This window comes from Limnobacter thiooxidans (assembly GCF_036323495.1).
In the GTDB taxonomy this organism is placed as follows: domain Bacteria; phylum Pseudomonadota; class Gammaproteobacteria; order Burkholderiales; family Burkholderiaceae_B; genus Limnobacter; species Limnobacter thiooxidans.
Genome location: NZ_AP028947.1, coordinates 2811914 through 2824684, shown reverse-complemented (window position 1 = coordinate 2824684; position 12771 = coordinate 2811914). Strand labels below are relative to the sequence as shown.

Below are 12771 nucleotides of genomic sequence, written 5' to 3'. Positions count from 1 at the left end.
CCATTTGACAAGGAGAATGCGATGGGTTTGAGAATCAATGATGTGGTACCTGACCTGACACTGAATACCGATCAGGGCACTTTCAGCTTGCATGATTTTATTGGTGACAGCTGGACTATCCTGTTTAGCCACCCAAAAGATTTCACGCCCGTGTGTACCACCGAGTTTGGTGCTGTGGCGCAATTGGCGGAAGAATGGAAAAAACGTGGTACCAAAGTGATTGGTTTGTCGGTGGATGGTGTCGAGGAGCACAAGGCCTGGAAACGCGACATCGAATCCTTCTCTGGTGCAACAGCGACATTCCCCATCATCGCCGATGATTCGCTGGTGGTGTCCAAGGCACTGGACATGTTGCCTGCCAACGCCTACCTGCCTGATGGCCGCACTGCGGCAGATTCCGCCAGCGTGCGCGTGGTGTTTATCATCAGTCCTGATAAAAAGCTGCAACTGTCCATGACCTACCCCATGTCGGTGGGCCGAAATTTTGCTGAGGTGCTCAGGGCACTGGATGCACTGCAGGCCACTTATAGCAAGCCGATTGCAACACCTGCCAATTGGGTGCATGGTCAGGATGTGATTGTGGCGCTTTCCCTCAACGACGAGCAGGCCAAGACAAAGTTCGGCAATATTGACATCAAGTTGCCTTACTTGCGCACCACCAAAATGCCTTACTGATTTTCCTTTTCTTGAAATAATGGGTCGTGAATCGGGTGCAGCTGAAAAGCAGCACCCGATTATTTCGCTCTGTCAAAACTGTTTCGCAGTTGATTCAGAGCCGCAGTTTGACGCGAATATAGGGTGCTCAAGGTAAGTGGTTGGAAGTTTTGTAACGGACCTTGATCAGGAGGATTGGCTAGGTTTTTTCAGCTTCAGAATGTCAATTGTTAAACAGTATAAATATTTCACAATCTATTACCTATTGGCTCTCAAGTAATAAATAAAGGTAGACGTTACACACTCCAGGGACTTTCGATCCATAAGTCGTCCAGGGAGACATGAATGCCTTTGCTAAAAAAATCCTCAACAATTTCTTCTCATTCCCCACTTGCCGAAGCAGGTGTGTCAACAACTGTTCAACGCGAAGCAGAAGCACAGCGACGAAAGGCCAGAACCCTGGCCAAGAAGCAACAGGCGGCAGAGCGAATTGCCAGTGCCACCAGCCAATTGGCCAGCGGCATTACCGAGGCGTCCTCGGCCTGCGAAGAACTGAAACGCGCCACAGATGAAATTTCTGCGAGTGCAGAAGAGGCTGCGGGTGCTGCGCAGGAAAGTCTGCGCGCCATTCACCTGCTGTCCACATCCGTTGAAAAACAGTTGCAAAACTCGCAGCTTGCTTCTGAACGGGGTTTGGCTGTTCAGTCCATGGCCAGCCGAATTGGTACTGAAGTGCTTTCCACTGTTAGCAGCATTGAAGTCGCTTCCCAACGCCAGGGCACCAGTGTGGCCATGGTGGGTGAACTGGAGCGCCAGGCATCCAACATTGGCGACATTGTCAAAGCGGTTGCACGTATCGCGGACCAAACCAATTTGTTAGCGCTGAATGCGGCTATTGAAGCTGCACGGGCAGGCAAGCACGGCAAAGGTTTTGCAGTTGTTGCTGATGAGGTGCGAACCCTGGCCGAAACTTCAGAACGCAGTGCCCGCGATATCCAGAACCTGGTGACCCAGATACAAGGCGAGGTGCAGGCAATTGCCCTGGGCATCAACACCTCGTCGGAAGCCATTCGCAACGAGGCGATTCGTGGAAAAACGGTGGTGGAAAAAATGTCCGCGATTTCACGCGACGTTCAGTTGGTGATGGAGGGTGCGCAGGAAATCATGGTGGCGGCTCAGCAATCTTCCAGATCGTCCCAGATGGCGTTACAAGCTGCCGAGGCCATTGCCGCCGCCGCCGAGGAACAAAGCTCGGCCAGTGAAGAGTCAGCCAAAACCGTGAATGAGCAAACCGTTGCATTGTCCCAAGCTGACCAGGCATCTTCAAGTTTGTCTGAAATTGCAGACGAGTTGAGAACCAGTACCGACATTGCAAAAAGTGCGGAAGATGTCGCCTCTGCTGCAGAGGAGTTGTCCTCGGCGGTGCAGGAAATTACCCGCGCTTCGTCACAAATCATGGTTGCAATCGAGCAAATCCGAAAGGGTGCACAAAGCCAGGCCGCAGCCAGTGCGGAAAGTGCTGCTGCGATTGGCCAGATTGAGCGCGGCATTGAATTGGCCAGTCAGCGGGCTGAAGAGGCCTTGAAGCGTGTGGTGGTGGTCAAAGACATGCTGACTGAAAACAAGCAGGGTGTACTGGGTTTGATCAGCGGAATTGAAACCTCGCTGGTGGCCACGCGCCAAAGCATGCAGCAAATGAAAGCACTTGAAGTGGTGTCCCGACGCATCGACAAGATCGTGGACAGCATCACGACCGTGTCCATCCAGACCAACATGCTTGCGGTCAACGGGGCAGTTGAAGCGGCACGTGCTGGCGAGTTTGGCAAGGGTTTCGTTGTGGTGGCTACAGACATTCGAAACCTGGCCCATGATTCTGCCGAGAATGCAGACCGCATCAAGGACATGGTCCGTTCCATTCAGGAACAGATCGGCACCGTGGCGCGCGACCTGCAGGAAATCCTGAGTTCTGCAACCGTCGAGGTCGAAAAAACCCGGACCATTTCACAGAACCTGGTCTTGATTGAGGCCGATGTGGCCACGCTGGAACAGGGCAACAAAGAGCTTGTGGGCATGGCGGGTGACATGGTGTCGGCTGTGGCTCAAATCAAGACAGGTGTTGAGCAGGTGTCTTCTGCTGCCTCGCAGGCGGAGAAGGCTGCCACGGAATCTGCTGCGGCTGCACGCCAGCAGTCACAGGGTGCGGAAGAACTGTCCGCGGCAATTGAGGAAATCGCGTCGCTGGCTGATGAGTTGCAGTCGGTTTGATCGGATCCCCACCTCAGGAGCTTGCCATGACGAATACAAATGATTCGGTAGAAGAAGGGGTTGAGATTGAAGAATACGGAGCAGACGGTCCACAGATTGTGACCTTCTCTCTGGGAGATGAACGATTTGCAGTGCCCATGGAATGCGTGCAGGAAATTGTTCGCGTGCCAGCCACGGTGCGCGTTCCCCTGGCCAGTAGTCACCTGACTGGGCTGGCCAATCTTCGGGGGCGGGTGCTGCCTGTGTTTCAATGCAGAACCATGATGGGTATGCCCGCTATTGAAGTCTCGGAGGCGTCACGCGTGCTGGTATTGCGCATCGGCACCTCTGTTGGTTTGATGGTTGACCGGGTGCATGCAGTGGTCACCATTTCTCCGGAACAGGTCGACGCCATTCAGCAAGAAGATGAAATCAGCAACACCGAGTGGCTGGCCGGTGTCATTCGCCAGGAAAAAGAGTTGACCCTGTTGCTCGATGTAGAGCGTCTTGTTCAAACCCACGCAAGCCAGGAAAGGCCGAGTGGCAATGGGCCTGCGAGTGACTTCAATGCCATGGCTGATGCTGCAGACGAAGACAGCAATCTGGACGAATTGCAGCTGGTGAGTTTTGAGGTGGCCGGTCAGGAATATGCCGCCCCCATTGACCGTGTTCAGGAAATTGTTCAGGCCCCCACCGATTTCACCACCTTGCCCCATGCCCACGCGGCCGTGTTGGGTGTGATGGTGCTTCGCGCCCGTTTGTTGCCGCTGCTCAGTTTACGGGCCCTGTTCGGGCTGGAAACACTGGCGCTTCAGGAACACCACAGGGTGGTGGTGTTGCAACTACCCGGTGGCAGTTCTGTGGGTGTGGTGATGGACCGTGTCAACGAAGTTCTCAGGGTTTCCAGGTCTGTGCAGGAACCTGTGCCTGCCCTGTTCAACAATTCGCGCGCTGTGCGCCATGTGCAGTCCATGTGCAGGCTGGAGGATGGCAAGCGCCTGGTGTCCATTCTTGAAATTGACAGCCTGGTGGACTACACCAGTGCCGCCATTCAAAGCCTGGGTCATGGCACCGGATTCGAAGCTCAATCGGCAAGCCAGCCTTGCAATCAAGAGGAAAGTGAAGACATGGAGAGCGAAGGACAGGTTGTCGTGTTTCAACTCGGTGCCGAAGAATTCGGAGTGAACATTCACTCGGTGCAGGAAATCGTGCGGGTGCCGGAGCAGTTGACCCGCATTCCCCAAACGCCTGCCTTTCTGGAAGGTGTCATCAACTTGCGGGGCAGTGTGTTGCCAGTGATTGACCAGCGCCGACGAATGGGCATTGAAGGGGGTGAGCGCCATGACCGGCAACGCATCATGGTGTACCTGATGAACGGCGTGCGAACTGGTTTCATTGTGGATTCAGTCACCGAGGTGCTAAGGCTTGATCCGAAAAACATTTCCGATACACCTTCAGGTGGCCTGCACGATGTGAACCTGTTGCCTCAGGTTGCCAACCTCACTGAGACCAAGCGCATGATCCTGCTGATTGATCCACAGGCCTTGTTGAGCAGTGCCGAGTGCAAGTCACTGCAAGCCAGCAACAAACAATCGGTTGAGTTTGAAACACCGCTTGAGATGTCTGAAAACTGCCAGTTTGACCCCGCTGCGCAAACCTTTGACGAGCCAGTATTGAGCTGAGGTGTACGCATGTTGATGGCAGCCAAAACCCGTCTGTTGATTGTGGATGATTCTGCGCTGATGAGAAAACACCTGGTTTCAATGTTCGCCGATGAAGGAGACTTTGAAATTGCCACGGCCCGCAATGGCGTGGAGGCCTTGATGCAGCATCGGGAGTTCAAGCCCGATGTCATTACCCTGGACGTGAACATGCCGGAAATGGACGGGCTGACTGCCCTGTCCATGTTAATGACCGAGCGGCCCACGGCGGTAATCATGGTGTCTTCACTGACCGAAAAGGGTGCCATGACTACGCTTGAGGCACTGGCTCTGGGGGCGGTGGACTTTGTTCCGAAACCGGGGGGCACCATTTCCCTGTCGATTGACAGTGTGCGCCTGCAACTGTTGGAGAAAGTGCGCACTGCGGCAAAGATGCGCCGCCGCAGGGCAGACTTGAAGGAAAAAAACAGCGCGCCACAGGGGAATGTCACCGCACCTGTACCCGCATTTGTATCAGCACCTGCGCCTGTCAAATGGACTCCACCCAGCCCAGCCATAGGCAGCCTTCCCATGTGGCCTTTTGGCGTGGTGTGTGTGGGTGTATCCACTGGCGGGCCGCGTGTGCTGGAAGAAATACTGCCGCAACTTCCCGAAGATTTCCCCTGGCCTGTGCTGGTTGCACAGCACATGCCACCCACCTTTACTCAGGCCTTTGCCAACCGCCTTAACGGCCTGTGCCCGCTCGAGGTACTCGAGGTGTCCCGCCCCATGCCCCTGCAGCCTGGGCATGTGTACATCGGCAAGGGTGGCACGGACATGGTGGTCAGCAATCGCCAGGGGGTGTTGCAAGTACTGCCCAAACCGGAAAATCCCGACTTGCTGTGGCACCCCAGCGTGGAAGCGCTGATGGGCAGTGTGGCCAGGAACCTGAACCCCGCGCAGGTGATCGGCGTGATGCTGACGGGAATGGGTTACGACGGTTCAAACGCGATGGCAGCTTTGAAACTGGCAGGCGCCCGAACCGTGGCCGAGTCTGAGGAATCAGCCACTGTATTTGGCATGCCGGCAGAATTGATCAAAAAAGGTGGGGCCAGCATTGTGCTGCCCGCCAGCGAAATAGCAAAGCAACTCAAGTTTTGGCTGGGTTCCGGAGGTAGAAGATGGGCTTGATGAAGTCGCGTGGCGTGGTCCTTGATCCAGGCCCGCAAGCAGAACAGGAAGACCTCGACATGCTGGTGACAGGTCTTCGATCCGGTGATCCCGACCTGCGAAGAATGGCAGCACGGGATCTGATCGGTTTTCCTGCTGCAACACAGGCCCTGGGCGATCAACTGCAGGTTGAAGAAGATCCGCAGGCCCTGGATTCCATCATGAATACATTGGGCTGTCTGGGCACACCCGAGGCGGTGGAACTGCTGCTGCCCTGTTTGCGTTCCTCCGACCCGTTTCGGCGCAACCAGGCCATCGAAGTGCTGAAAGGACTGCCCCAGGTGGTCGCCCCTTTCATCGAAGACCTGCTTGCTGACCCGGATCCGGATGTGCGAATTTTCACGGTGAATGTGCTGGAGTCGCTCAAGCACCCCAAAGTGGTGTCCTGGCTGACGGATGTCATTCAAACAGACCAGCACATCAACGTGTGCGCAACTGCGCTGGACCTGCTGGTCGAGTTGGCTGATGAAAGCTGCCTGCCTGCACTGTACGAGGCAGCAAAACGCTTTCCGAATGAACCGTATTTCGAGTTCACGATCAACATGGCTATTGACAGCGTCCTTGAAGGCAAGGGGAGAGCCGAATGAAAGTGGCCTCGCAGCATGCAATCACGGATGACGATTTCAAGAAATTCCGTGAGTTTTTTTATCGCAAGACCGGCATGTACTTTGATGACGGCAAACGCTACTTCGTTGACAAGCGCCTGCAGGAACGGATCGCACAAACCGACAGTGCCTCGTTTCGGGATTACTTCGTGATGCTGCGGTTTCAGGCCACGGGTGGTGAACTGCAACAGTTGATCAACACCATGACAGTGAACGAAACCTACTTTTTTCGCGAGGAGTACCACTTTGCCTGCATGGTGAAATCCATGCTGCCTGAAATTGTGGTGAACAAGAAGGACAAGGACCCGATCCGCATTTGGTCCATGCCCTGCTCATCTGGAGAAGAGCCCTTTTCAATTGCCATTTATCTTCAGGAATACTGGCCCCAGATCAGCCAGTACGATGTGGACCTGATGGCTTCCGACATTGACACCGACATTCTGAAACAGGCAAGTCTTGGGCGCTTCAGCCGTCGTTCAGTTCAAAACCTGCCAGCACACCTGAAGTCCCAATACTTCCGGGAACAGGTGGATGGGGATTACCAGCTGATTGATGATTTGCGCCAAAGTGTCGAGTTCACAAGGGCAAATCTTACAGAGCTTGCAGACACCCGCAGATTCCGTAAGGTCGATGTGATTTTCTGCCGAAACCTCCTGATCTATTTTGACGACGAGTCCCGTCGACAGGCTGCCGAGGCCTTTTATGACGCACTCAACCCGGGCGGGTTCATTTGTCTGGGTCACTCCGAGTCCATGAGCCGCATCAGTGGACTGTTCAATGTGCGCAAGTTTCCAGACGCCATTGTTTATCAAAAACCTTTTGCCAGCGAGAAAAACAAATCGTGAAAAAAGTACTCATCATTGATGATGCGGCAACGGTGCGCATGTATCACAGAAACATTCTCCAGCAGGCCGGCTTTTCAACCGAGGAAGCCATCAACGGCCTGGAGGCTCTTGAGAAAGCGCACACCAATCATTTTGACCTTTACCTGGTTGATGTGAACATGCCAAAAATGGATGGTTACACCTTCATCCGCAAGCTGCGCGAAAGTACAGAAATAGAACAGGCGCCTGCCGTCATGATCAGTACTGAGGCCGAGGCCGAGGACGAAGTCAAAGCCTACCTGGCAGGTGCCAACCTTTACCTGATCAAGCCCATACGACCTGAGCAGCTCTTGGAGTTTGCAAGTTTGCTGGTGGGCGGGGTGGCTTGATGAATCCCCTGCAAATTCAGTTCATTGGTGAAAGTCGCGAGTTGCTGGAAGGGGCCGGTGAAGCCTTGTTGCGTTTTGAAAAGGCACCGGAAGATCTTGATAATCTGAACAGCCTGTTCAGGCAGGTACACACCCTGAAAGGCAACTGCGGTTTGTTTGATGAATTGTCACCTTTGGGTGTGGCGCTTCATGCGGCCGAGGAAACCCTTGACCAGGTGCGTGCAGGGAAACACCAGTTGGGCGGGCAAGACACGGACCTTCTGATGGAAGCGATGGATTTTGTGATTGCAGGGATCGACGACTGGGAGGCTGGCACTTTTCAGCCCGCCGTACAGCTTTCGGTGGCCCGCAAGCTGGCCGATCGAATTGTGTCTGCACGTGCGGGTGAAGCCCAGGCCTTGCCCGCTCACATCCCAGACAATGAGGCGCTTGACAGGGCAGCATCGGCTTCCGGTGCCGAGGAGTTACAGCCCTGGTTCACTGAAGCACTTTCGGCTTTGCCTGGTTCGACCGGGCGGTTGGTGTGTGGGCGCTACACACCTGAACCGGACTGTTTTTTCAAAGGTGAAGACCCGTTGCAACTGGTTTTCAATGTACCCGACCTTGTTTTTCTGGATGTCAAGAAACTGGGCGCTTGGGCCGAGCCATCCAGTTTTGATTGTTACCAGTGCCAAGTTGAAATTCGTTTTGTCAGCACGGCTCCATTGGCGCCTGTGCAGCAGGTGTTTGATTACGTTGCCGAGCAGCTTGTGTTGACTGAAGTGAGCAACACCGAGTCAGCCTCACCTGTGCTGCAAGCGACCCAGCACGACCCCCTGCCGGAAAGTGTTCGCCAGGGTTTGTTGAAGGTGTGGCAAAGCCAAGCCACCATGTTGTCCATGGTGCTTGACAACGACCCTGCCTGGAAAGGCCGAGCCAATGCGGCAGTGGCCACGGTTTCCGCATTGGCCAAATCAGCTGGAAGACCTGAATGGGCCGAAGCCGCACGCGCAATTCTTGCTGTGTGTCTGGGCGAAAATTCAATTCAGCCACTTCAGGCCTGGGTTGCCAAACGGCCTGCCGAACTGGATCCACCCGCAATCGCTCCACAGCAAGCCAGGCCTGCCCCCCAGGCTGTGGTGGCTCCTTCTACAGCCCAGCCCAGCCCAGCCGGCACGCCCGAAGCAGACCCCAAGGGCATTTCGGTTTTGAAGGTTCCCCGGGAAAAAATCGACCGCCTGATGGAGCTGATTGGTGAAATGGTGGTGGCCAAGAATGCGCTGCCCTACCTGGCCAATCGGGCCGAGAATGACTTTTCATGTCGCGAACTTGCCCGGGAAATCAAGGCAAACCACAGTGTGATCAACCGGATTGCCGAGGAAATGCAAGACGCCATCATGCAGGTTCGCATGCTGCCGGTTGGCACAGTGTTCCAGCGCTTTCCCCGCCTTGTGCGCGACTTGTCCAAAAAGCTGGGCAAGCAGGTTCGCCTTGATATCACGGGTGAAGACACGGAAGCCGACAAGAACATCATCGAGTCGCTCAGTGAGCCATTGATCCACCTGTTGAGAAACAGCCTGGACCATGGCATTGAATCACCTGACACACGTCTGGCCGCTGGCAAGTCAGCCGAGGGTTTGATTTCGATTCATGCCTGGCAGGATGCAGACCGCGTGCACATCAGCATTCGTGACGACGGTGCTGGCATTGACCCCCAGCGCTTGAAACAAAAGGCGCTTGAGAAATCTTTGTTACCCGCTGAAAAACTGGAGCTGATGTCGGAAAAAGAACTGTACCAGTTGATTTTCAGGCCTGGTTTTTCTACCGCTGACCAGATTTCCGATGTGTCGGGGCGGGGTGTGGGAATGGATGTGGTGCGCAGCGCCATTGCACGGGTGGGCGGGCAAGTCGACCTTCAGTCCTCCTTGGGCGAGGGCACCACGCTGACCTTGAGCCTGCCCCTGAGCATGGCTGTCAACAAGGTCATGATGATCGAAGTGGCAGGCCAGCAGTTTGGTTTGCCGATGGAAGTGGTGGTGGAAACTGTCCGTGTTCCTTTGGATGCAATTCACCACATTCAGGACCAGCAAGCCACCGTGCTGCGCGGAAAAATTATTCCCCTGTTTGCGCTTCACGGCTTTTTGGGTCTGTCCCAGCAGCCCCGCATGAACGAACAGAATGAACTCGCCGTACTGGTAACCCGCGTGGGTCACGACACAGTGGGCGTTGTTGTAGACGATTTTGATTCGACAATCGACATTTTGCTGCGCCCGCTGGATGGCGTGCTGACGCACATGCACCAGTACGCAGGTTCTGCTTTGTTGGGCGACGGTTCGGTGTTGTTGATACTCAATTTGATGGAGATGATGACATGCCAGTGAGCTTGGACGAAGCTGCTCGAAAAATTACCCTGAGTGGCGCATGCGTGGTGGAAGAAGCCGAAACGCTGCATGAAATGCTGAGCAGTCACACCGACTGGCCAGTGGACGCAAGTGAATGCGAGTACCTGCACACAGCGGTGTTGCAGGTGCTGATGAGCAACCAGCCAAGTTGGCTTGGTTTACCCAAACCACCCCACTTGCGGCGTGCGATGGAACAGATATTCGGAGGCGCGATGAATCGTGCCGATTTGCCTGGGAGGGCGTAAGCAATGAAATCAATATTACTGGTGGATGACTCCGCAACCATGCTGATGAGTTTGCGCCAAACGCTTGAAATGTCGGGGTTCAAAGTGGACACGGCCTGTGATGGCGTGGACGCACTCGGAAAACTCAAGACCATCCAAAAACCGGATTTGATTATTACCGACATCAACATGCCCAATATGAACGGCATTGATTTCATTCGCAATGTCCGTCAGCTTCTTCGGTTTGTCCCCATTCTCACCTTGACCACCGAGTCCCAACAGGACAAACGGGAAGAGGCAAAAAAGCTGGGGGCCACAGGATGGTTGGTCAAACCTGTTGGTGGACAGGACCTGGTCCGGATCATCAAGCAAGTGGTACCCAATGCCTGAGTTGTGTGTTTTTCATGGAGGTTGCCATGTTCAGTGAATTTTCATTGTTTGACATGATGTACGTTGCCTTGGTCGGTGTTGCTCTGGGTATTGTGGTGGCCCGAAGTCACTTTTTGAAATCACTGGCCAGCCAGAAGAAGAGCTCCAGCAGTGATCGGTTAAAGGTGCGGGATCAGTGGAAAGACCAGCTTCGCGAGCAGGCCCGGGATGTCAAAAGTTTCAACGATGTGGTGCGCAGCCACCTTCATTCGGTGAAGCAGGAAAGCGAGGAAAGTGCCTTGCGCCTCATTGGCCATTTGAGTAGCGCGCACCAGCACACCATGTCTGTGCTGAGTTCTGCCCGTGAAGCGGTGGACTCAAGTTCCCGCTGGATCCAGGCTTCGAGTCACCGGCTGGACGAGCAAACCCGCATGTTGGAGCAACTGGATTCGGTTGCTGTGGCCAAGGGTGAACACGACAGCTTTCAGCGCAAGTCCCTGGGCAATCTGAAATCGGAAATTCAGGGGCTGATGCCAATGGTGGAACTGGTCGAGCACATTGCCAACCAGACCAACCTGCTTGCCTTGAATGCGTCCATTGAGGCCGCGAGGGCAGGGAATGTGGGGCGGGGCTTCACTGTGGTTGCCGAAAATGTATTCAAGCTTTCCGAACAGGCTTCCGATGCGGCCAACCAGATCCGATCCGGTATCCAGCAAGTTGCGGATACCCTTAGCAAGGAAGTGGAGTCAGCCTTGAGCCAACTCGACGGGGATCAAACCCGCGATCGGGTGTTGACGATTGCTCAAAAGGTCAAAGAACTGGGCGGGCAGTTTTCCGCCTTGCTCAGCGACACCCAGCACCTGAGCGAGTCTTTGACCAGTTACGCCTCACAACTTCAGAATTCAATTGCAGATGCTTTGGGGGTGCTTCAAACCCAGGACATCATGCGCCAGCAAATCGAGCACATTGAAGACGCGCTGCGCACGCTGGACGAGCATGTAGAAGACTGGGATGAGCAGCTCACCCAGACACCGGACAATCCCGAGCTGCTCCCAAGCCTTGGTGAAAAAATGGACGTCCTGTTCAACAGGTACGTGATGCACCAGCAACGCAATGCGCACCTGCTGGCCATTGGCAAGGCACCCGGCGAAACCGGGCTGCCCAGGGTGGAATTATTCTAGCTCTTGCTGGTCAGGGGTAGCCACACGGTGAATGTGGTGCCCACCCCTTGTTCGCTTTCAACCGTGATTTTTCCTTCATGTCTTTTGACAATGCCATAGCTGAGTGACAAGCCCAACCCTGTGCCCTGGCCCACTGGTTTTGTGGTGAAGAAGGGATCAAAAATACGCGCCAGGTTGTCTTTTGGAATGCCGCAACCGCTGTCACTGATTTTCACAAACAGCTCGGTGTCCTGCACACCGGTTTCAATGACAATTTTTCCCGAACCTTCAATGGCATGTGCTGCGTTGATCAGCAGGTTCATGAACACCTGATTCAGTTGCGAACCAATGCAGTAGATTGGAGGAATATCGCCGTATTTCTTTTCTACTGTCGCCTTGTATTTCAGCTCGTTGTTCACAATGTTCAAGGTACTGTTCAAGCCTTGGTGAATACTGGTCATGACCCACTCGCCGTGGTCCACGTGTGAAAAGTCTTTCAAGTCCTGCACAATCCGCTTGACCCGATCCACCCCGTCTTTGTTCTCAAGCAGCAGGTGTTTGATGTCCTCGCGAAGAAAATCAAGGTCCAGTGACTTGGCCAATTGATCCGCCTGCGGGTTGGGGTTGTAACTCAGCACTTCAGTTCGGTAGGCGTCAATGATCTGGAACAGGTCTTCCACATAGTTGCCCAGATTGCCCATGTTGGAAGCCACAAAACCAATCGGGTTGTTGATTTCATGTGCAACCCCGGCAGCCAGTGATCCGATCGACGCCATTTTTTCAGATTGCAGTAACTGGTGATGGGCTTCTTCCAGCTTCTTGATCAGCGCCACCTGCTCGCTTTTTTCCTTGCGCATGGCCTTCTCCGCGTTCAGCCTTTCCTGCAGCAGCAAGGCGATCATGCTTTGATCCTGATCTTTTTCCTCGTAGGTCACCTCCACGTCCTGGAGAAATTTCTGCATTTTCAAATCGCTTGAAATTTCCTGCAGGTCAACGGTTCCAAAAAACTGCTTGAGTTGGTAGCTCAAATTGGAATGCATGGTTTTTCCTC

At 54.3% G+C, this 12771-nt stretch carries 12 protein-coding genes; 11 read left to right on the top strand and 1 reads right to left on the bottom strand.

Annotation, left to right across the window (positions count from 1 at the left end; all coding sequences use genetic code 11):
• Positions 1-21: 21 nt before the first annotated feature.
• The 11 genes from RGQ30_RS12850 to RGQ30_RS12800 all read left to right on the top strand — a co-directional run bounded on the left by RGQ30_RS12850 (position 22) and on the right by RGQ30_RS12800 (position 11741).
• The gene (locus tag RGQ30_RS12850) at positions 22-675 is read left to right on the top strand and encodes a peroxiredoxin (RefSeq protein WP_130557843.1); all 654 of its coding nucleotides are present in this window, start codon (positions 22-24) and stop codon (positions 673-675) included.
• Between the two features lie 324 nt (positions 676-999).
• On the top strand, positions 1000-2919 hold the full coding sequence (locus RGQ30_RS12845) for a methyl-accepting chemotaxis protein (RefSeq protein ID WP_130557844.1): 1920 nt from the start codon (positions 1000-1002) through the stop codon (positions 2917-2919).
• Between the two features lie 26 nt (positions 2920-2945).
• The gene (locus RGQ30_RS12840) at positions 2946-4580 is read left to right on the top strand and encodes a chemotaxis protein CheW (RefSeq protein WP_130557845.1); all 1635 of its coding nucleotides are present in this window, start codon (positions 2946-2948) and stop codon (positions 4578-4580) included.
• A 9-nt stretch (positions 4581-4589) separates the two neighbouring features.
• Complete coding sequence (gene cheB / locus RGQ30_RS12835) at positions 4590-5729, top strand: chemotaxis-specific protein-glutamate methyltransferase CheB (RefSeq protein WP_338284484.1); 1140 nt, start codon at positions 4590-4592, stop codon at positions 5727-5729.
• Entirely contained in the window at positions 5720-6355 is a 636-nt protein-coding gene (locus tag RGQ30_RS12830; RefSeq protein ID WP_130557846.1) for a HEAT repeat domain-containing protein, read from the top strand. Before cheB ends, RGQ30_RS12830 begins: the two co-directional genes overlap by 10 nt.
• Positions 6352-7218: a CheR family methyltransferase gene (locus tag RGQ30_RS12825; protein ID WP_130557847.1), complete on the top strand. Its 867-nt coding sequence runs from the start codon at positions 6352-6354 to the stop codon at positions 7216-7218. The genes RGQ30_RS12830 and RGQ30_RS12825 overlap by 4 nt, the downstream gene beginning before the upstream one ends.
• Positions 7215-7586 (top strand): response regulator, encoded by a 372-nt coding sequence (locus RGQ30_RS12820; RefSeq protein WP_130557848.1) that lies wholly within the window; start codon positions 7215-7217, stop codon positions 7584-7586. The genes RGQ30_RS12825 and RGQ30_RS12820 overlap by 4 nt, the downstream gene beginning before the upstream one ends.
• On the top strand, positions 7586-9946 hold the full coding sequence (locus RGQ30_RS12815; protein ID WP_130557849.1) for a chemotaxis protein CheA: 2361 nt from the start codon (positions 7586-7588) through the stop codon (positions 9944-9946). The genes RGQ30_RS12820 and RGQ30_RS12815 overlap by 1 nt, the downstream gene beginning before the upstream one ends.
• A complete protein-coding gene (locus RGQ30_RS12810) occupies positions 9937-10212 on the top strand; it encodes an STAS domain-containing protein (RefSeq protein ID WP_338284481.1) in 276 nt (91 codons plus the stop codon). Before RGQ30_RS12815 ends, RGQ30_RS12810 begins: the two co-directional genes overlap by 10 nt.
• Positions 10213-10215: 3 nt before the next feature.
• Complete coding sequence (locus RGQ30_RS12805; RefSeq protein ID WP_130557850.1) at positions 10216-10581, top strand: response regulator; 366 nt, start codon at positions 10216-10218, stop codon at positions 10579-10581.
• Positions 10582-10607: 26 nt separating this feature from the next.
• Complete coding sequence (locus tag RGQ30_RS12800; protein ID WP_298216679.1) at positions 10608-11741, top strand: methyl-accepting chemotaxis protein; 1134 nt, start codon at positions 10608-10610, stop codon at positions 11739-11741.
• Here RGQ30_RS12800 and RGQ30_RS12795 read toward each other — a convergent pair.
• Positions 11738-12760 (bottom strand): ATP-binding protein, encoded by a 1023-nt coding sequence (locus RGQ30_RS12795; protein WP_130557852.1) that lies wholly within the window; start codon positions 12758-12760, stop codon positions 11738-11740. The two genes, RGQ30_RS12800 and RGQ30_RS12795, sit on opposite strands and share 4 nt — an antisense overlap.
• Positions 12761-12771: the final 11 nt, after the last annotated feature.